Source organism: Corynebacterium sp. MSK310 (genome assembly GCF_030227355.1).
Lineage (GTDB): Bacteria > Actinomycetota > Actinomycetes > Mycobacteriales > Mycobacteriaceae > Corynebacterium > Corynebacterium rhinophilum.
The window spans coordinates 302,087-321,847 of sequence record NZ_JASPFZ010000001.1 but is presented as its reverse complement, the minus strand read 5'-3'; the positions used below and the strand labels follow the sequence as shown (position 1 = coordinate 321,847).

Below are 19,761 nucleotides of genomic sequence, written 5' to 3'. Positions count from 1 at the left end.
TGCCTTGATTGGGTGCTGTGTGCAAGGTTAGTCATGGGTAGCGGCGTTCAGATCGAACGTTACCGAGCCGCGCAAGATGGTGTGGGTAACCCGCGCACCAAATTCCTCGCCCGCATAGGGGTTGTTCTGGGACTTGGATGCGAGCTGCGCGGAATCGGATACCCAGTGGTGTTGTGGGTCAACGATGGTTAAGTTGGCTGGCTCCCCCACTTCCAAGGGGCGACCGTGGCCTGGCAGGCGCGTGATTTCGGCGGGGCGCTCGGACATGACGCGGGCGATAAAGCGCCAGTCCGCCAGGCCGGTTTCCACAAAGAGCTTGGCGATGACCGCCAGCGAGGATTCCAGCCCCAGCATGCCGGGGCGCGCGTTTTCGAATTCCACGCACTTGTCTTCGGAGCCATGCGGTGCGTGGTCGGTGGCGACGCAGTCAATGGTGCCATCAAGAAGCGCCTGGCGCAGCGCCTCTGTATCGCGCTGTTCGCGCAGCGGCGGGTTCACGCGGAAAAGGCCGTCATAGGTGCGCAGTTTGTCATCGGTCATCAGCAGGTGGTGCGGGGTGACCTCTGCGGTCAGCGGAATATCGTGTTCCTTTGCCCACTGCAACAGTTCCACTGTGCCCTGTGTGGAGGCGTGGCAGATGTGCACGCGGTTGCCGTAATCGCGGGCCAGCAGGGCGTCGCGGGCAACGATGGATTCCTCCGCCACGCGCGGCCAGCCGCGCAGGCCCAACCGGGCGGCGTTTTCGCCCTCATGGGCAGAAGACCCGCCGGTCATGCGGTCATCCTCGGCGTGCTGGGCCAGCAGCACGTCCATGCCCTTGGCGTATTCCAGCGCGCGGCGCATCAGCTGTGGGTTTTGCACGCACTTGCCGTCATCAGAGAACATGCGCACCTTGGCATCGCTGCGCGCCATCATGCCGAACTCCGTCAAGGACTTGCCTTCCAGGCCCTTGGTGATAGAGCCGACTGGGTGGACATCGCAAAGCCCCAGTGCCTGGGACTTTGCCCACACGGATTCGGCGACGATCGGCTGGTCCGTGACCGGCGTGGTATTGGCCATGGTAAAGACCGCGGTAAACCCGCCCTTGGCCGCGGCTTTGGAACCGGACTCGATGGTCTCGGTGTCCTCGCGGCCTGGCTCGCGCAGGTGCACGTGCATATCAACCAGGCCAGGCAGCAGCACGTTGCCGTCGCCCTCGATGGTCTCGGCGCCCTCTGCCTTCACCTCGGGCCCGATGGAGTCAATAACCCCACCGCGAACGAGGACGTTGGTGGGCTCGCCTTCCCCGTAGAGGCGAATATTTTTAATCAGTAGAGGGTTCTCGGCCGGTGCGGACAGCCGGCCGGTAGCTGGGTACGTAGTCATTTTCTCTCCCTTTTACGTGGCTTATGCTCTGCCCGATTTAAATCCCGGCGTTATCGCCATTGGTCAGCAGCGTAAAAAGCACTGCCATGCGCATGTGGACACCGTTGTTGACCTGCTGCAATACCGTAGTTTTATCCATATCGGCCACGGCGTAGTTGATCTCCATGCCGCGCAGCATGGGACCTGGGTGCATGACGATGGCATCCTTGTGCAGCGCCGCAGCGCGCTGTTGCGATAGCCCGAATAGCTGCGCGTACTCGCGGTGGGACGGGAAGAAGCCGCCGTCCATGCGCTCTTGCTGCACGCGCAGCATCATCACGACATCGGCATCTGCAAGCTCTGCATCAAAGTCATAGGACACGCGCACCGGCCACTTGTCCACACCCCACGGCATCAAGGTCGCAGGGCCCACGAGGGTGACCTCCGCGCCCAAGGTGTGCAGGAGATCCACGTTGGAGCGCACGACGCGCGAGTGCAGGCAATCGCCCACAATCTTTACCTTCAGGCCCTCGAAGCCATTATCGCCGTGCAGGCCCAAGCGCTGGCGCATCGTAACGGCATCAAGCAGCGCTTGCGTCGGGTGCTGATGCGCACCGTCACCGGCATTGATGACGGCGGGGCCATGCCCATCTGGGTCCACCCACTGGGCCAGCTGTTGCGGCGCGCCGGAAGACGGGTGGCGCATGATGATGGCATCGGCGCCGATGGCCGCCAGCGTCAAGCCCGTATCCTTCAGGGATTCGCCCTTTTTCACAGAGGAGGTCGACGCCGAAAGGTTGATAACATCAGCGGACATCCACTTGCCGGCCGTTTCAAAAGACGAGCGCGTGCGCGTGGAGTTTTCATAAAAGAGCGTATAAATCGTGCGCCCGCGCAGCGTCGGAAGCTTTTTGACCTCGCGGCCATCGAGCGCCTCGCGGAAGCGATCGGCCTCATCCAAAAGGCCGATGATCTCTGCGCGGGATAATTCCGCGCTATCAATGAGGTGTTTCATGAGTGCGTTCCCCTTATCTGCGCGGTATCGCCCGCGGACGTAGAGCGGGTGAGAACAACGGCATCGCGGCCATCGATATCTTGGATATATACGGAGACATCTTCTTCCCGCGCCGTGGGCAGGTTCTTGCCCACATAATCGGCGCGGATGGGGACTTCGCGGTGCCCGCGGTCAACCAATACGGCCAACTGGATAATCGAAGGCCGGCCGACATCGCCCAGCGCATCGAGGGCGGCGCGGATAGTGCGGCCGGAATAAAGGACATCATCGACCAAGATGACCGTGGCATTATCGATGCCACCGTCTGGGATGGAGGTCGGTTGCAGGGCGCGGTGCGGGAAATTGCGCAAATCGTCCCTGTACAACGTGATGTCGAGCGAGCCCCACGGAACGGGGACCCCGGAAAACTCGCGCATTTTCTGCGCGAGGCGCTGCGCTAGGGGCACTCCACCTGAGGGGATGCCCAGTAAAATGACCCGCGGGGCTTCCGCGGAATCGAGCGCCGTCTTTTCAATAATCTGGTGCGCGATGCGTGCAACGGTACGCGAGACATCATCGGAGCTTAAAAGCTCCAACTGGTTCGCGTTCACGTCAGTTCCACTCATCGTGACCCCCTTCCCCGCCTCACGGTGCGGTCCTTAAAGGATGCCTGTCAATGAACTTGTAGACGTCTATGCTGATAGACACGTATTACCTTAGCACCTTACCCACCGCGTGGGTGAGGCTCAGTCGAAAGAGGTGCATCACGCAGTGAGTTTCTCTGCACAGCACGTAGTCCCAGCCGCCCGCGAACACGTCTGGCAATGGCACACCCGGCCAGGGGCGCTGACGCGCCTGAACGCGCCTTTTGCCTTTATGAAGCCGGTGCAGCAGGCTACCGATCTGGGCGATGGTACCTCCCTGCTCGCCCTTCCCGGCGGTTTGCAATGGACGGCCCAGCACGACCTTGCGCGCTACCAAGCCGGGTATAGTTTCAGCGATGTCTGCGTCAACGCACCCATCCGCAAATTTGCCAAGTGGCGCCATACGCACCGTTTTGCCGATCACCCAGGCGGCACGCTGATTACAGACGAGGTCGATACCCGCATTCCCGCTGCGGCCCTCAACTCGCTATTCGCCTACCGGCAGCACCAACTCACCCAGGATATTGCCTTTGAAAACCGCCTGCGCGAAGGCCAGCTCGGCCAAAAGGCGTTGACCATCGCCATCACCGGCTCGCGCGGCAGCGTGGGCAGCGCCCTGACCGCACAGCTACAAACCCTGGGCCACACCGTGATCCAGCTCGTGCGCGGCACGGCGGAGGCAGGCCAGCGCGAATGGCGCCCGCACCACCCGCGGCCCGATCTCCTCGAAGGCGTCGACGTGCTCGTACACCTGGCGGGCGAACCCATCTTTGGGCGCTTTAATGACAGCCACAAGTCCGATATCCGCGACTCCCGCGTGGGCCCCACCGAAAACCTCGCCCGCCTAGTGGCCGCCACCGATTCCGTGCAGGCCATGGTGTGCGCCTCTGCCATCGGCTTCTACGGTTCCGAGCGCGGCGATGAGCTGCTTTCCGAGGACGCCGAGCGCGGCGAGGGCTTTCTTGCCGATGTCACAGCGAGCTGGGAACGGGCCTGCACCCCCGCCCGCGAGGCCGGAAAGCGCGTGGTCAATATCCGCACCGGCATCGTGATGTCCGGCAACTCCGGCCTGCTACCACTGTTGCGCGCGCTGTTTTCCACAGGGCTTGGCGGCGCCTTTGGTGACGGCAACTTTTGGTACAGCTGGGTGGCACTAGACGATCTCACCGATGCCTATATCCGCGCCATCGTGGATGAGAAGGTTAAGGGTCCGGTCAATGGGGTATCACCAAACCCGGTGCTTAATAAGGACTTCGTCTCCGCATTGGGGTCCGAATTGCACCGCCCCACCATTCTACCGATCCCCCAATTCGGCCCCGCCCTGCTCCTGGGCAAGCAAGGCGCGCAAGAACTCGCCTTGGCCGACCAGCGCGTCAAGCCACAGGTGCTGGAGGATCTAGGCCATACCTTCCGCTACCCCACCATCGACGGCGCCTTAGCGCACGAACTCGGCGGCGAAAGCCTGCTGTAGGTCAAGGCCACAGCAGTGCTCCTAGCAGCCGAAACGCTCTAGGCAGACAAGAGTTCCGATGCCTCCCCCACCACGCTGACTAGGAACATGTCGCGGGCGCGCGACGCCGCAACGTAGAGCAGTGCTCGCTCGCGCTGTAGCGCTTCGTCGGCTTCAGCGGGTGCCAGCCCCTTGAATAGGTAGCGCTGCGGGAGGGCCTCGGCGTTGACGTCAAGGAGGATGACGTGGGTAAACTCCAGCCCCTTCGCATTGTGCATCGTCATAACGGCCACCGGGCGTTCCTGCGAGGTACGGCGACCGGCGCTAACGGCAACCTCAAACTCGCCCAACTGCCGGGCAATCTCCTCACCGCGCTGGTTGGTGCAGGTGAGCACGCCGATGGAGACGTCTTCCTCGCCCTGCGTCCATTCCTTAATGTGCGCGGCAAGCACCGCGGCCTCCTCCGCCTTAGAAGAGGACTGCACCACAATGGGTGCAGGACCTTGGCGCACCGAGTGATACCCGGTGAGCTCGGCCACGTCTTCTTCGGAGTCCACCCACTCTGCACCCTCCAGAATCGCGGTGGCATAGCCTAGAGGGCAAAGCAGTCCAAACGAGTCTCAGCGACAGTCGGCAAACTCATGGAAGGAGCCCGAGTTTCCGGCTGGAAACAAGCCATCAACCAGATGGCCGTGGCCTACCCCGACAGCTTCGACAATTACCTGTAAACCTAACCCCACACTCAAACAACTTGACACGCTCCGATCTGGAGGAACTGATGACCGAGCGGGCGTGCCGGCCGATCACACCACGATCTACCGCTGGGTTCAGAAATACGCCCCTGAGCTGGACAAACAAACACGGTGGTACCGGCAGGTACCTGACTGGCAGGCCAGTTCCTGGCGGGTGGATGAGGGTTATATCCGGGTCGGCGGCAGGTGGTGCTACCTCTATCGGGCGATCACCGCCGGTAGCCAGACCCTGGACTTTTACCTCTCTCCGAAGCGAAACGTGGCCGCAGCGAAGCGTTTCCTGGTAAAGGCCGGCAGATCCAATGCGTCAGCCGGGTATCCCAGAGTGATCAACGGCGATAAAGCACCCTCCCTAGCCAGGGCAATCGCCGAGTTGAAGTCAGAGGGAATCTGCCCGCCAACAGTGGAACACCAGCAGGTGAAATACCTCAACAACATCCTGGAAGGCGACCATGGTCGGCTGAAGCGGATCCTCGGGCCGAAAGGCGCGTTTAAGAACCGGACATCTGCATATTGGACGTTGAAAGGGATGGAGGCGATGCACTCATTGCGGAAAGGACAAGGCACGATGTTTGCCTACGGGCAACCGAACTCGGACGCGGTGATCGTCAACCGGGTCTTCGAGACGGCCTAACAACGCCCACACGCAGCGGCCATCAGGGAATGAGAAACTGAGTCTTCGCTGCTCTCCACCCAACTTTGCAACAGCACCCGCAGAACTCCCCGAGTGAACCACGCGAGGAAGATAATGCCCCACAGCAGGAGGCTCCGGCGCAGGACGCGGAGGTCATGTTGTCCGATGATGCGCAGGCGCGCGAAATGTGGGATGGGCTGATTGAAACGATTGGTATGGCCCAGTACGTCGAGCAGCTTAACCCTGTTCTGGAATCCCAGTTTGGTACCTACCTGTCGGCGCAGATTCCGGCCGCTGACATGCGCGCCCCCTGTCCGAGTGGATGGCCAACCCGCAGGATTTCCGTAGCCTGGCGGAGCAAAAGTACCGGGAAAAGCAGCAGGCCGCCCAGCCACAGGGGTAGGCCGCTTAGAGTAAGGTTCCCCGCTGCTTTTTGGGTGGGGCTTTCTGCTCCTGTGGGGTTGGCTGGCCCAGGTCTGCAACGCTGATTAGGTTGCTGGAGACAACCTGTTCGAGCAGCTGTCTGCCCTCTTTTTCGGCGTTGACCATGAACTCTATTTGCCACAGCAGTTCCAACAGCTCGCCGTCGAGGTGCCAATTGTCTGCCTGCATTTGATCCAGTGGTGAGGAGGATTTTCCTGCCGGGGTTTTCATTCGGTAGCCCAGCCAGGAAGACAGCACGTTCATGCCGGAGACCTCGAAGCTGGCGACCTGCGGGGGAACATGGTCAAAGCGTGCTGTACCCACCTGGAGCTGGTGGTTTTCCTCGTCATAGTCCCAGTTCTCGGGGTAGGTTCCCTCCGGCGTGGGGATGGCGATGGTGGCTGTTCCCTTAAAGCGGGTGCCGGTGGGTTGGCCAAACTGGTTGAGTTTTCCTCCGCGCTCACCCCAGGTTTGCTCAAAAATGATGTGGCGGCCAAAGTCTACGACCTGCTCAAACAGGGCGGTGTCGGCGGTAAAAGGGACGTGTGCGACAGCTTCGGACAATTCCTCACCAAACCGCTGGGTGTATGCCCCGGTGCCCAGGAGGCCCACCACGTAGGCCGCAACCTCGAATGGCTCCACCTCGCGGTTGTACGTGGCGGAAAGCGCTGCAAGCAGTGCGGAGGAAATGTTGGGCTGGGTGGTGCCTGCGGTGCGGTAGAGCGGATGCATGCTTTTCGCGCCAAACGATCCTCTAAAAAAGTCCATGTCAGGAACGTACGGACTAAGCGTTACTGCGGGGCCGTTTCCCAGAGTGGTTGAGGTGAGAGTCACCAAGAAAAGCTGACTGTTTGAGCAGCTGTTCCACAAAAGTTGCCGGAGATATGTGCCTACGCGGTGGTCGGGAAGGCACCACTGGCGGTCGAAGCTACGGTAGCCATAACGCACAGGCTTTACCATGCTTTCCCTCCCGTCCTGACCGGCAAGCACTGGCAATGGCGCATCCGTGAACACGTCGTTTTTTCTCACCTGTGGGGTGCAATCTCGGTCTGGGGAAAATAGTTCCTCGTCCACAGAGTCGGAAGTAAAGAGCTTGTCCCAGCGCTTGTTTAATGCTTGTGGGTCGGGAGAAATAGGCCATTTACGCTTGTACTGTGCACCAGAAACGCTCCAAGGAAAAATCATGTCGAGGGGAACACCGTCAGATAATGCGGCTGCCGTGGAGGGTACAAACTTGTCTCCCCAGTCCTTTTCCGGCAGCTCTACCCACTCACCTCCAGATTCTGGTGGGCATACACCGGCCATTGCATCCAGTTTTTCTTGTCGGGTTCCCCCAACACGTTGGTAATAGACAGTGGCTTGCCTCTTAACACGAGTCTCGTGGTGCCTGGTCTGTCCCCTGGAGTTTTTGGGGTGCTGGATTCCGAAGAAGACCGCGACCGGGGTTTGGATGGCAAAGACGTTTTCTTCTTTTCGAGCGCCGCGCCCCTCGCCTCCTAGGTCTACGATCCAGATTTCGTCGAAGACTTTGCGCATGTATTCGCGCAAGCCTGCAAACCCTGGGCCTCGCAGGTAGGAGGAACTGGTGATGTAGCTGACTACACCCGTTTCGTTCTCGCGCTGTTCACAGATTTTCCAGATGGCCCAGCGGATGAAATAGACGTAGGTGTTGTAGAGGTTTTTCACCTGCCTTCCCTGCTCTTTTTCGGTTAATGGAGCAATGAAATCATCTAGGAGAGCTGGGCGTCCATTGTGCTCCTCCAGGACAATGTTGCGGTGTTCGGTGGAGCCGCTTCCCAGAGCTTTCTTCCGTGAGCCACGGTCGTAGGGAGGGTTGCCGAGGATGACGCGGATGGGGGTTTGGTCGTTTTTGACCAGTCCCGCCTTGCGGGTTTCCTCGTTAATGTCTGCCATGACCTCCCAGAGGCTTATTTGGTTGCCGTCGGCAGATACGTCGCCTGGGTCGGTCAGCGAATTGGTGAGGTAGACATTAACGCCGTCTTTACCCAGCTCAATTCCGGTGGACTCAAGCATCTGTGTAAGGCGCATGTGAGCCACCGCGTACGGCCCCATGAGCAGTTCAAACGCATAAAGACGTTGAGCGAGGCTGCGGGCCGCATCCTGGGGTGATGCAGCTTGGCCCAAAACGTGGCGAGCTACCGCCAGCGGGTAGGTGGCCGTGCCGGTAGCGTTGTCGAGGACGCTGGTGGCATCGTCTCCTAGGCCGTCGGGGCGGCCGAAGCGGGTTTTAAGAATCTCGTCGAGAAGCCTTACCTGCATTTCCACGATTTGTACTGGGGTGTAGTACACGCCCGCATCAGCGCGCATTTTCGGGTCGTAGGCTGCGAGGAAGTCTTCGTAGAAGTACAGCCACGGGTCGGCATCAGAGGTGAACTTGTCTACGTCCACCGCGCCGATGACAGATTCCAGGAGGGATACCGGCCCCTCCACCAGGATGCGGTTACTTTGCTGCGCCATTACCTCCAGGACAGAGCCGATAAGCCGGTGGCCATTATGGCGTAGGTCTGGGGTGATGACGGAAGCGGTAAACGTGTCAGCAGGAACGGTGGATTCCACGCGCGCCAGCAGGAGGGCGTAGGTAAAGGTTTGGGCGAAGCTGTCGGCGAAGCCTTCGACGGTAGCTCCCGGCATGAGGTCTTTGCTCCAGTTTGTGTAGAGGTTGTCGAGCGCGTCTGGGGTGTTGTCTGTGATGACCTCCACTACTGAATCGCGCAGCAGGCGGGTAAGTGGGGCCAGCTGGTCGGCCAATCCTTTAGGGCTGGAGGGTGAGGTGGGTTTCCAGGAAAGGAATTGATCCAGCAGGTTGGATAGTTCCTCCACCTGGTTTTCTGGCAGTTCGCCCTCGGGGTTGGGGATGAGTTGGATGTGGGCGAGGGGTTGTCCTGCCCCGTAACGAAGTAGTGTCCACTCCCAGCCGTTGGTGTAGATCAGGTTCGAGTGGTTTTCTAAGCGTTTCCACTGTTTCTTGTCGTGTTTCGACCATCCGCTTTGCCGGTATGGGTTGGCGGATTTGTTGGGGCTTTTCAGCTCCAGGTGGCCGGTGAGCTGTCCGCGACCGTTTTTGACGGCCATGTCCAGGCGCACGCCCTCCACATTGTCGCCGGAGAGTTGGCGGTGCTCGGTAAAGACGTTGACCTGATTGGAGCGGGCGTTTCCCACGGCCGTTAAGAAAGTGGAGATGGGGACTTTCAGCTGGTCTTCTGGGCTGGTTCGCCGGTCGGTGGCAAGCTCACGCTCAACTGTAAGTAGGGCGCGGGCTAGGTCGTTGCAGGCTGTGGCGATGGTGTGGTGGGCCATAATTCCTCTTGGGTGGAGTGCATTGGGTAGCTGTGTATCTGATGGATAAGTCTACGGTGTCACTGTGCACGGGGCATGAACTCGGGGCGGGACTTTTCTGACAGGGGGTGCACACCCGGCAGGTAACATTTTTGCATGACAAACCTCCTGCACAAACAGCATGACACCCTCCCCACGCTGGGAAACAGTCTACTCGTTCAGTTTCGCGCCACAGTCACCGCACAGGAGCAACATGGATTATTGCCCTCACCTGCGCTCTTGTTGTGGTAGTTGCTGCTGCCACGACCGTTGGGGCTGTGTCCATTCCGCCCGGTCAGGTGTTGCACGTGTTGGCGCATCATCTGTGGGGAGCAGGTCTTGATGGGGTGGCTGAACCCACCCGCGTCATTGTGTGGCAGGTGCGGCTGCCGCGCGTTGTCCTCGGAGTGGTCGCCGGGGCGGGTCTTGCGGTGGCCGGTGTTGCCCTCCAGGTGGTGGTGCGCAACGTTCTTGCCGACCCCTACGTCCTTGGGGTGAACTCGGGCGCCAGTGTTGGTGCCGCGTGCGCTCTACTGTTTGGCGCAGGAGTGGGGCTGGGAGAATACGCCCTACAATCAAGCGCTTTTGCAGGTGCGCTGACTGCTGCTGCCCTGGTGGTTACTGGGGTTGCCCGCAAATCGTGGACACGTACTTCGGTGCGTTTGCCGGACTGTGAACAAGACCTGCCGCAATACTCACTTGCCAGAAAGCACCGGTGTAGTTAGGTAAACTAGGCAGGGTTGACCATTATCCCCGATTAGTAAATGGATTGAGACTACTTACGTGTCTGAAGAACCAACCCTGTATCCCGATACGCCCATTGAGGACGTCACCCTCGAGCGCATCGGTGAAATCTTTGACTCCGAAAAGCTCGAGTACCGCGTAGAAGAACAGACCGTCGGCGAGGGCGAGACGGTAAAGATCCTGCGCACCGGCTTTTCCAATATCGCCATTGCACTACAGGTGCGTGACGATGTCCTCGTGGCAGACTCCGTCTGGCGCGGTAATGCACCAGCCTCTGAGGGTCCGCAACTGCTCATGGTCCTCAATAAGTGGAACCAACAACACTTCGCGCCTACCCTGCGCTTTTTCGAATCGTCCGAAAATAATCTGGCCGTCTCCGGCGTGCGCGAAATCAATATTTCCCACGGCCTGTCCCGCAACCAGATCGGTGCCTTTGTAATGTCCACCTTGGACTCCATGCTGCAGTCCATGGCTTTCGTTGAAGAGCACTACCCACAGCTTGTCACCTGGGAGGAGCATAACCATGACTAATGCATCCACCGCATCTACCGAAAACAATCTGCCCGAGGTCGATCTGGACCGCGTCATTGCCGCCATGGGCACCTTTGATATTGAGCTGACCAAGGTAGAAGGCGAAATTGATGCCGCCACCGCCAACCTCAATGGCCTGCCTACCATGTTTGCGGTCCTGGATTCCGTTGTCATTGTGCGTTGCGACGTGCCAACTGATGCCTCATTTTCCAAGGCCGATGCCGGGCTCTTCCTCGCCGCCAACCAGATCAACTCTGTAGCATTCGGCGCGCGAGCAGTCATTTCTGAGCACGACGATATGCTCGTCGTCCGCACCGAGCGCGATATTCCCGCCGCGGCCGGAATGACCGATGAACAGCTCACCACCGCTTTGAAGAAGGCCGTCGATGCCGTTATCAACGGCCAGGACGCCATGGTTTCTGCCGCCGAGGAAATGGCCAAGCTCGGATCTGAAACCGCTGCGAAGGCCGGAAACGGCGGCGAGGAAAACTCCACGCCGTCTGGAAACGATTAAGCTGCCTTTTCCTAGGCCCTGTCTCCCCGTACTTAGTTCGCCCGCCTCATGCATTCGCGTGCTGCGGCGCCGCGACGGTGCGGGGATTTTTAGGCGCCTTATTTTTCTTGGGTTCTCAGCGCCGCGGATAGACACTAGTCCACATCGAGAATGCGCTGCTTTTCTGCCTCCGGATCGAATTCGGGCGCAGGCCACGACAGATTCAAGTGCCGCAGCGCATCGACGATGAGATACTTCAAGGCCATGCGCGCGTACTTCTTATTATCCGTGGGGATCACAAACCACGGTGCCCAAAGCTCATCCGTCCGGCGAATGGCATCCTCATAGGCGGCCATGTATTTATCCCAATAGCCGCGCTCTTCAAGGTCTGAAGGATCGTACTTCCAGTACTTATCCTCACGCTCGGTTCGCTCGATGAGGTTTTCCTTTTGGAACTCCGGTGAGATGTGCAAAAAGACCTTCAATATCTTTACCCGCTTTCCGGCGAGCTCTTGCTCATACTCACGAATCGCCTCAAAGCGGCGGTCGATTTCTTCCTCATCTACCCACTCGTGCACGCGTTGGATCAAGACGTCCTCGTAGTGGGAACGGTCAAAGGCCACTACCTGGCCGGGAACCGGATCGTGTTTGCGGATGCGCCACAGGAAATCGTGTTCCATTTCCTCTTCCGTGGGCTTACCAAAACCCACGGTCTTGGTACCCTGCGGATCGAAGACGGAAAAGACGTGACGAATCGCCCCGCCCTTGCCGGAGGTATCCATTCCTTGCAGGACCACTAAGAGCGAAGGTGCGTCATCGCTGTGTGCCCTGCCATTGGCAAAAAGGCGCTCCTGCAAATCATAGAGCTCATCGTCATAGCGTTCGAAGCGGTCCTCTAAGTCAGACTTTGAGCCATCGAATCCTGGAGTCGCCGTGGGATCGACATCCGCAAGCCGAAAGGTTTTACCGGCGCGCAGGTCTAGCGCATCTTTGATCTTAAATTTACCCATGACACACAGTGTACAAACGCCAGGGTGTGGAGCGGGTGGAGCGGGCGAACCGGGGCTGGCTCCCGCGGCTCCCCGCGGTGGGAAGGCAGAAGCAATTCCCCGGCTGTTGTTTACCTTTTACTTAGGAAGCCGAGGAACTAGGACTGGATTAGGAGTTGTCCTCGTCCGTTTCGGCGCTCGGGGACGACTCTTCTGGCGTCGCTGACTCCTCTGGCACCTCTGCATGCGCCGAAGGCTCAGAGTCCTCCCGGGAATCCTCGGCTTCCGCGTCGTCGCTTTCTTCCTCTTGACCGACGTTATTCATCGGGCTTAACTCAGAACGAGATTGCGCGACGTCATCCAGGACCGCGTGGATATACGGTGCGGCTTGATCGTGGGAATACTGCGAGGCTAGCTCCACGCCTTCGACGACAGCCGTCGCGGTGGGAACGTGCGGATTAAATAGCAGCTCCCAGACCGATAGGCGCAGGATAGCGCGGTCGACGGCGGGGATCCGGTGCAGCTCCCAGTTCTGGGAAAGATACCGCGAGATCGTGTCATCGATAGCGTCTAGCTCTTCTGCGACACCTTGGACGATGACCTTGGTGTAGTCCGCAATCGGCGCTACCGCGTGGCGATCTTCGCGCGCCAAGGCAACGCGATCCTCAACGATAGCCACGGGATCAACGTCCCGGTTCTCCGCTTCATAGAGGATATCCGTTGCGCGCCGGCGTGCGCGGTAGCGCGCGGTATGGCGTTTATGATTGATATCCCGCTTAGCAGTGTTATCAGACAAGATAAAGCCCTAGTTATTGACGCGGGACAGGTACTCGCCAGTGCGGGTATCGATCTTTAGTACATTGCCGATTTCAATGAACAGCGGAACCTGGATCTCGGCGCCGGTCTCCAGCGTCGCGGGCTTGGTGCCGCCTGAGGAACGATCACCCTGCAGACCTGGTTCGGTGTGCTCTACCTTGAGGTCGACGGAGATAGGAAGCTCTGCGAACAATGCCTCATCCTCGTAGAAGGAGACCTGCACGCGCATGTTTTCCAGCAGGAAACGGGCGGCATCGCCAAACTTCTCCGGCGAAAGCTCGAACTGCTCGAAGGTCTTTTCATCCATGACGACATAGCTGGTGCCGTCGTTGTACAGGTAGGTCATATCGCGACGGTCCACCGTAGCGGTTTCTACCTTGACGCCCGAGTTCCAGGTCTTGTCCACGGTCTTTCCGGAGACAACGTCCTTGAGCTTGGTGCGCACGAACGCTGGGCCCTTGCCCGGCTTCACATGCTGAAACTCGGTGATCTGCATCAGCTTGTTGTCAATCTTGAGAACGAGTCCGTTCTTGAAATCAGTAGTATCAGCCATTGCGGTTAAACTCCCGAATATTGTGGTTGAAAGGTTGAAAGCAAAGTATAAGCCTACCGGATAGCCTGCACCCGCTGAGCCACCGGTACCCCCTAAAATCTCCGCCCCTAGGAGGGAGGAGTTACGGGACCAAGCCTACCTATGCCGGCAGCTCCGTAAAGTCCTTGGAAGCGGCGGTAATGATCTTTGGGGCTCCATTGGTGATGATGAGCGTATCTTCGATGCGTACGCCACCCTTGCCCGGCACATACACGCCCGGCTCGATGGTAAGGGTCATTCCCGGGGCCAGTTCTCCCTTACGGGTCGTGGCGGCAAAGGGGGCCTCGTGCACGTCCAAACCCACGCCGTGCCCAGTGGAGTGCACGAAGTAGTCGCCGTATCCGGCATCGGCGATGATGGTGCGGCAGGCGGCGTCGACATCGGAAAGCGACGTGCCCGCAACCGCAGCCTCGACACCGGCCTGCTGGGCGCGCAGCACCACATCGTAGATCTCCTTGGCAAAGTCATTTGCCGTACCCACGACGTAGGTGCGGGTGCAGTCAGAGTTAAATCCGCGCAGGTGAGCGCCGAAATCGATGGTGACCAAGTCTCCATCTTCAATCACGCGATCGTCCGCGCCGTGGTGCGGCATCGCAGAGTTCGGACCAGAGGCCACGATGGTATCGAAGCTCACCCGCTCCGATCCCAGGATGCGCATGCGAAATTCTAGGTCAGCAGCAACTTCGCGCTCCGTGCGGCCCGCCCGCAGCTCGCCGGCGGAAATGAGGTCTTCCAACGCCTGATTAGCAAGCGCCGCGATCTCCTCCAGCTTTTCCAGCTCTACGGGATCCTTCGTGATGCGGATATCTTCGATGATTCCAGAAATGGGTACCAAGGTGACCCCATCCGGTGCAGAATCCTTCAGCTCTTCCAATTCCGATACAGACATGTAGTCAGCCTCAAAACCGACGCGAACCGGCGACTGAGCATCATCGAACTGCTGCAAGAGCACCTTGCCTACAGCACGGCCCTCTACAGCTTCTAGATCCGGAACTTCCTGGGCAATCTGGGTGGTATAGCGGCCATCGGTAGCCATGAGCGCGGAGAGATCCTTGCGCAGCAAAAGCCCACCGTTGGAACCGGAGAACCCGGACAAGTAGCGGACGTGGATTAAGTGGGTTACCAATACCGCATCAATGCGCTGACCAGCTAATTCGGCGGCTAACTTCCGGCGGCGATCGCTGAACCGGGTATCTGCAAGTGCCATAGAATCATCCTTTGCGGGAATCGTATTGAAGTGTAAAAATTTATTCTTCCACTATATCTATTTCCGCGGCGATGATGGCTAGGTTCAGTACCTACGTACCGCCTGCACCCGAAAAGGCGCGATTCGGGCCGGCAATTATTGGCACAAATAATCCACCGCGGCGCAGTACCCAAAGACCCCCAGGCCGGCGATGACGCCGCGGGCAATGGGGCTCAAATAAGAATGATGGCGGAATTCTTCGCGGGCATGCACGTTGGAGATATGCACCTCGACGAAGCCTGCGCCATCGGCAATTTCCGCCAGGGCATCGCGCAAGGCGACGGAGGTATGCGTCAGCCCACCTGGGTTAATGATGACGGCACTTCCGGCATCGGCGGCCGCATGGACCTTCTCGATGAGCTCGCCTTCAAAATTAGACTGGAAAAACTCGATGTCTGCCCCGTGCTTCGCCGCATGCTCGGACACGAGCTTTTCAACATCGCTTAGCGTCGTGGAACCGTATACGTCCGGTTGGCGCTTGCCCAACCTATTTAGGTTCGGGCCATTGAGAACAACGATTTTCATATCTACTCCGTGATGGCGGTATATGCCGCTTCTAGCTCTTCGCGCGTCGGACCCTCTATCCGCGTCGTCGCGCCGATACCGGTGAGCGCCACGAAACGTATCTTCCCATCGCGGTTTTTCTTATCGTGGGTCATTGCCTCATATAATTCCGCGAATTTGCCCGGTTCATACGTCGTAGGCAGCCCGATATTGCTCAAGATACTGCGGTGCATATCCACCAGTTCTGCATCTATGAGGCCCCGGTGGTGGGAAAGATGGGCAATGAACATCATTCCTACGGCTACCGCGTTGCCGTGGCGCCACACATACTTTTCCTGCCTTTCCACGGCGTGGCCAAAGGTATGCCCATAATTGAGGGTCTCGCGCAACCCGGCTTCCTTGAGATCTTCTCCCACCACCGCAGCCTTTACCGAGATAGATCGCTCGATCAATTCAGGCAGAACACCGCGTGGGTCAAGGCAAGCACCTGGATTTTCCACGTAGTGCTGCACAATGACCGGATCATGAATGAACCCAGTCTTAATGATCTCAGCAGAACCAGCCACGATCTCCGCCTGTGGGAGGGTCTCTAGGCGCTCCAGATCGACGAATACAGAGTCCGGCTCGTGAAAGGCGCCGACGAGATTCTTCCCGGCCTTCGTATTAATTCCAGTTTTCCCGCCCACTGCGGCATCAACCATGGCGAGAAGGGTCGTAGGGACCTGAATCACTTTGATTCCGCGCATCCACCCGGCAGCGACAAAACCTGCCATGTCCGTGGTTGCCCCGCCGCCTAAACCAATGACGACATCGCTGCGGCTAAAGCCGGCCTCACCAAGGCGGTCCCATACGCCTCCCACCACGCTAAGTTGCTTGGCCGCCTCAGCATCCGGCACCTCGCACAAGACTGGGATGACGCCGTGTGCTTCAACGGATGCTGCGAGCTCTTCTGCTGCGGTGCGCAGGGCCGGCTGAAAGATGATTGCTGCCTTATCAGCGCCTGTGTCCGCGCAGCGCCGTGCGATATCTTCACTGAGTCCAGCTCCTATGCGGACCTCATAAGGGCTCGGCCCGTTAACGGCGATGGTGGGCATGATGGTGTCCTTTCTACGGAGCGATAGCCTGCAGGATTGCGCGAGTGGGTGTAACTACCCCCCTAGAGGGTTTCTAAAAAGCCCAGGATATCGCCCACGACCTGCTGCGGGGAGCGAGTATCCGTGCGCACGCGGAAATCGGCTACCTCCAAGTAGAAGGGCCTGCGCGTTTCCACGATAGAGCGATAATGTTCAACTGGATTATCCGCTGCTAGCACCGGACGATTGCGATCGCCGGCCGTGCGGCGCGCGCCTTCTTCTGCGGAAATATCGAGGAATACGACGGTGTGGCGCTCCAAAAGCTCACGCGTGGAGGCCGTCATCACCGCGCCCCCACCAAGGCTTACTACTCCACCCTTCTGCAAGGCCGCAGCGACATGTTCGGCCTCAAGCTCGCGAAACGCTGGTTCGCCTCTCTCACTAAAGACCTCGCCGCAGGGTTTTCCCTCGGCCATTTCAATCAGGTGATCCGAGTCCACCAGATCGCAATTCAGCGCATGCGAAAGCCGGCGGCCAATCGTGGATTTTCCCGCACCTGGCGGGCCAATCAAAACGACGCAAGGATGTGGCTGTCCCGTTACATCGGTTGGCGTTGTCATCATTTACTCCTGGTTAAAGGCGAGACGCTGCGATACGTATTCTTCATATGCAGCAACGGCGCGGGAGGTTTCGCTCAAGCTATCCCCGCCAAATTTATCTAAAACTGCGCGCGCTAGCACGAGTGAGACCATGGCTTCAGCCACCACTCCTGCTGCCGGCACTGCGCAGACATCTGAACGCTGGTGAATTGCCGTGGCATCCGCACCTGTTTCCATGTCAATCGTGTGCAAGGCGCGCGGCACCGTGGAAATCGGTTTCATGGCGGCCCGGACACGCAATTGCTGCCCGTTGGTCATGCCGCCTTCCAAGCCCCCGGCCCGGTTGCTGAGCCTTGTGACACCATCTTCGGTGCGGACCATCTCATCGTGGGCTTCGGAGCCGCGTCGACGCGCTTCTTCGAAGCCATCGCCGATTTCTACGCCCTTGATGGCCTGAATACCCATCAAGGCTCCGGCAAGCTGCGCATCCAAGCGGTCATCGCCGGAGATATGTGAGCCGAGGCCAATCGGTAGGCCATCGACGATCACCTCTACGATTCCGCCTAAGGTATCACCCTGCTTCTTTGCGGTTTCAATCTCTGAAATGATCGCCGATTCGGCGTCTTTGTCAAAGGCGCGCACCGGAGAATTATCAATATCCTCGATATCCGCAAAGCTCGGGGAAGCGCCGGTATAGGGCTGCGATGCGCCGATAGAAATCACGTGGGAGAAGACCTCAACGCCCAACGTTTCCCGCAGGAAGTTCCGCGCTACCGTTGCGGCTGCAACACGTGCGGCGGTTTCCCGGGCAGAAGAGCGCTCCAAGATGGGGCGGGCCTCGCTGTGGTTATATTTCACCATGCCCGCGAAATCAGCGTGGCCTGGGCGCGGGCGCTGCAAGGGCGCACCCCGGCCCGAATTCATCGCCTTCGCTACGTCCTCATCCTCCATATCGATGGGATCTGCAGACATGACGGTGGTCCACTTCGGCCATTCAGTATTGCCGATCATGATGGCAATGGGGCTACCAATCGTCAGCCCATGGCGGACGCCGCCGAGCAGCGTTACCTCATCGGCTTCAAACTTCATGCGCGCGCCGCGGCCATATCCTAGGCGGCGCCGTGCAAGCTGATAGGAAATATCAGCACGGGTAATGGGCACTCCGGCCGGCATGTGCTCCAGCATGGAGATCAGTGCCTGGCCGTGGGATTCACCAGCGGTAGTCCAACGAAGCATGCGGGTATTATCGCACGGCCCCTATCCACAAGGAGCAACTAGGCACCCCAATATATTCGCCTCCCCCTCAAAGAGGGGATAAACCACCATAACCAGCCCAGCGGATACCACCATCGAGGGACCGTGAGGCACGCCGCCCTTGACGCGCGCGATACCGCTTGCCAGCAATGTGAGTACGGCGGCGCCACCACAGGCCATGAGGACGGCCAATGGTCCTGCTGTGGCACCAACGAGCATGCCCAACGGCAAGGCCAATTTAATATCTCCCCCGCCGATGCCAGCACCCCGCAGAGCCACTAGGAGGTACAGTACTGGCCACAATAAACCGCCCCAATTGAAAAAAGTGACAGATAAAAGCCCAGCCGGGATGGTCAGCACATCCGGCAAACGCCGCTCGCGGATATCCCACCAGGACAACACAGACGCCCACAGGCCATAAACTATTCCCCCGAAAATCCCCATGACATAAGGCTAAGCGCCGCCCTGCCACTCTTCATGGCACGGCGGCGCACATGGGCGTATTCCCAGAATGATTAGAGATTGCGAAGGCGAAGCTCTTCCTGCAGTGCCGCAACCATCTCTTCGCGTGGTGCGGTAAGACCGGTGAATTGCTCGAATTGACTAAATGCTTGATGTGCCAGCATGACGTGCCCACCCACGGTGAAATAGCCATTCGCAGCGGCGCAGGCGGCGAGCGTCGTGGGCCACGGATGATAAATCACATCGAGTACGGGCGCATGCGCAAGCCGGAAGCGATAGTCCTCTAAGGCGGCCGAAGGCACGGTGGAAATAATCAAATCCGCTGACCGGGAAAGATCCTCGAGATCATCGTCAAAAGTAGCGTACTGCAGATTGAGTCCCAGCCGGTCCGCCAAAGGCTGGAGCTCTGCTTGGCGGTTCGAGCGGTTCAAGATGGTTACCTGGTCGATTCCGCGTTCTGCTAAAGCCCACAGCGCCGGACGGGAGGTTCCACCCGCGCCAATGATAAGGGCCTGAGACACGGGCCGGAGCCCGATGAGTTCTTGCAGCGCGCCGCGCACGCCCTCAGTATCTGTGTTGTCCGCGCGCCAACCGTGCTGGGTGCGAACCAAGGTATTAGCAGAACCGATGAGCTGTGCACGCTCGCTTTGTTCTTCCGCAACCTCGAGCGCGGCGAACTTACCGGGCATGGTCACGGAAAAGCCGCGGTACTCGGGACCACAATCTTCCAAAAATGGGGCGAGGGTATCGTCCGTAACCTCAAAGCGGGTATAGGACCAATCCTTAAGCCCGACTGCGCCATACCCTGCGTTGTGCAGTATAGGCGATAAGGAGTGAGCTATGGGACTACCGAGTACTGCGGCGCGCGGCATGGGTTCGTC

At 59.0% G+C, this 19,761-nt stretch carries 19 protein-coding genes and 1 pseudogene; 5 read left to right on the top strand and 15 right to left on the bottom strand.

Going from position 1 to position 19,761, the window contains the following annotated elements:
* Nucleotides 1-27 precede the first annotated feature (27 nt).
* From QP891_RS01525 to pyrR, 3 genes are read right to left on the bottom strand one after another with little or no spacing between them, the layout of a single operon-like run.
* Nucleotides 28-1,365, bottom strand: coding sequence for a dihydroorotase (locus tag QP891_RS01525; RefSeq protein ID WP_284769744.1), 1,338 nt, complete (start codon nucleotides 1,363-1,365; stop codon nucleotides 28-30).
* Between the two features lie 37 nt (nucleotides 1,366-1,402).
* On the bottom strand, nucleotides 1,403-2,359 hold the full coding sequence (locus QP891_RS01520) for an aspartate carbamoyltransferase catalytic subunit (RefSeq protein ID WP_284769743.1): 957 nt from the start codon (nucleotides 2,357-2,359) through the stop codon (nucleotides 1,403-1,405).
* The gene (gene pyrR, locus QP891_RS01515; protein WP_284769742.1) at nucleotides 2,356-2,964 is read right to left on the bottom strand and encodes a bifunctional pyr operon transcriptional regulator/uracil phosphoribosyltransferase PyrR; all 609 of its coding nucleotides are present in this window, start codon (nucleotides 2,962-2,964) and stop codon (nucleotides 2,356-2,358) included. Before pyrR ends, QP891_RS01520 begins: the two co-directional genes overlap by 4 nt.
* A gap of 145 nt (nucleotides 2,965-3,109) precedes the next feature.
* On the opposite strand from pyrR, the gene QP891_RS01510 reads away from it, so the two are divergent.
* Nucleotides 3,110-4,453, top strand: coding sequence for a TIGR01777 family oxidoreductase (locus QP891_RS01510; protein ID WP_284769741.1), 1,344 nt, complete (start codon nucleotides 3,110-3,112; stop codon nucleotides 4,451-4,453).
* Nucleotides 4,454-4,491: 38 nt separating this feature from the next.
* Here QP891_RS01510 and QP891_RS01505 read toward each other — a convergent pair whose 3' ends face one another.
* Nucleotides 4,492-4,989, bottom strand: coding sequence for a 3'-5' exonuclease (locus tag QP891_RS01505; RefSeq protein WP_284769740.1), 498 nt, complete (start codon nucleotides 4,987-4,989; stop codon nucleotides 4,492-4,494).
* A gap of 194 nt (nucleotides 4,990-5,183) precedes the next feature.
* On the opposite strand from QP891_RS01505, the pseudogene QP891_RS01500 reads away from it, so the two are divergent.
* Nucleotides 5,184-5,818: pseudogene (locus QP891_RS01500) on the top strand (IS6 family transposase); the annotation flags it as partial.
* Between the two features lie 408 nt (nucleotides 5,819-6,226).
* On the opposite strand, the gene QP891_RS01495 reads toward QP891_RS01500, so the two are convergent.
* On the bottom strand, nucleotides 6,227-9,559 hold the full coding sequence (locus QP891_RS01495) for a type ISP restriction/modification enzyme (protein ID WP_284769739.1): 3,333 nt from the start codon (nucleotides 9,557-9,559) through the stop codon (nucleotides 6,227-6,229).
* A gap of 263 nt (nucleotides 9,560-9,822) precedes the next feature.
* Between QP891_RS01495 and QP891_RS01490 the strand changes: the two genes are divergently transcribed.
* From QP891_RS01490 to QP891_RS01480, 3 genes are read left to right on the top strand one after another with little or no spacing between them, the layout of a single operon-like run.
* The gene (locus QP891_RS01490) at nucleotides 9,823-10,302 is read left to right on the top strand and encodes an iron chelate uptake ABC transporter family permease subunit (protein ID WP_284769738.1); all 480 of its coding nucleotides are present in this window, start codon (nucleotides 9,823-9,825) and stop codon (nucleotides 10,300-10,302) included.
* 58 nt (nucleotides 10,303-10,360) lie between these two features.
* Nucleotides 10,361-10,852, top strand: coding sequence for a YbjN domain-containing protein (locus QP891_RS01485; protein WP_005283185.1), 492 nt, complete (start codon nucleotides 10,361-10,363; stop codon nucleotides 10,850-10,852).
* Nucleotides 10,845-11,366, top strand: coding sequence for a YbjN domain-containing protein (locus QP891_RS01480; RefSeq protein WP_284769737.1), 522 nt, complete (start codon nucleotides 10,845-10,847; stop codon nucleotides 11,364-11,366). Before QP891_RS01485 ends, QP891_RS01480 begins: the two co-directional genes overlap by 8 nt.
* Before the next feature lie 134 nt (nucleotides 11,367-11,500).
* Here QP891_RS01480 and QP891_RS01475 read toward each other — a convergent pair whose 3' ends face one another.
* From QP891_RS01475 to QP891_RS01430, 10 genes are all read right to left on the bottom strand, one after another.
* Nucleotides 11,501-12,355, bottom strand: a complete 855-nt coding sequence (locus QP891_RS01475; protein ID WP_284769736.1) for a PPK2 family polyphosphate kinase — start codon at nucleotides 12,353-12,355, stop codon at nucleotides 11,501-11,503.
* A 148-nt stretch (nucleotides 12,356-12,503) separates the two neighbouring features.
* The gene (gene nusB / locus QP891_RS01470; RefSeq protein WP_410757597.1) at nucleotides 12,504-13,103 is read right to left on the bottom strand and encodes a transcription antitermination factor NusB; all 600 of its coding nucleotides are present in this window, start codon (nucleotides 13,101-13,103) and stop codon (nucleotides 12,504-12,506) included.
* Between the two features lie 36 nt (nucleotides 13,104-13,139).
* Entirely contained in the window at nucleotides 13,140-13,703 is a 564-nt protein-coding gene (gene efp / locus QP891_RS01465; RefSeq protein ID WP_005283196.1) for an elongation factor P, read from the bottom strand.
* A 139-nt stretch (nucleotides 13,704-13,842) separates the two neighbouring features.
* A complete protein-coding gene (locus QP891_RS01460; RefSeq protein WP_284769734.1) occupies nucleotides 13,843-14,949 on the bottom strand; it encodes a M24 family metallopeptidase in 1,107 nt (368 codons plus the stop codon).
* Nucleotides 14,950-15,084: 135 nt separating this feature from the next.
* On the bottom strand, nucleotides 15,085-15,513 hold the full coding sequence (gene aroQ, locus QP891_RS01455; RefSeq protein WP_284769733.1) for a type II 3-dehydroquinate dehydratase: 429 nt from the start codon (nucleotides 15,511-15,513) through the stop codon (nucleotides 15,085-15,087).
* A 2-nt stretch (nucleotides 15,514-15,515) separates the two neighbouring features.
* A complete protein-coding gene (gene aroB / locus QP891_RS01450; protein WP_284769732.1) occupies nucleotides 15,516-16,586 on the bottom strand; it encodes a 3-dehydroquinate synthase in 1,071 nt (356 codons plus the stop codon).
* A gap of 62 nt (nucleotides 16,587-16,648) precedes the next feature.
* The gene (locus QP891_RS01445) at nucleotides 16,649-17,188 is read right to left on the bottom strand and encodes a shikimate kinase (RefSeq protein WP_284769731.1); all 540 of its coding nucleotides are present in this window, start codon (nucleotides 17,186-17,188) and stop codon (nucleotides 16,649-16,651) included.
* Nucleotides 17,189-18,400 carry a chorismate synthase gene (gene aroC / locus QP891_RS01440; protein WP_284769730.1) on the bottom strand — a complete coding sequence of 404 codons (1,212 nt, stop codon included), beginning with the start codon at nucleotides 18,398-18,400 and terminating at the stop codon, nucleotides 17,189-17,191. It abuts the gene before it with no gap.
* A 21-nt stretch (nucleotides 18,401-18,421) separates the two neighbouring features.
* The gene (locus tag QP891_RS01435; RefSeq protein ID WP_284769729.1) at nucleotides 18,422-18,862 is read right to left on the bottom strand and encodes a prepilin peptidase; all 441 of its coding nucleotides are present in this window, start codon (nucleotides 18,860-18,862) and stop codon (nucleotides 18,422-18,424) included.
* A gap of 71 nt (nucleotides 18,863-18,933) precedes the next feature.
* Nucleotides 18,934-19,752, bottom strand: coding sequence for a shikimate dehydrogenase (locus QP891_RS01430; protein ID WP_284769728.1), 819 nt, complete (start codon nucleotides 19,750-19,752; stop codon nucleotides 18,934-18,936).
* Between the last annotated feature and the right edge of the window lie 9 nt (nucleotides 19,753-19,761).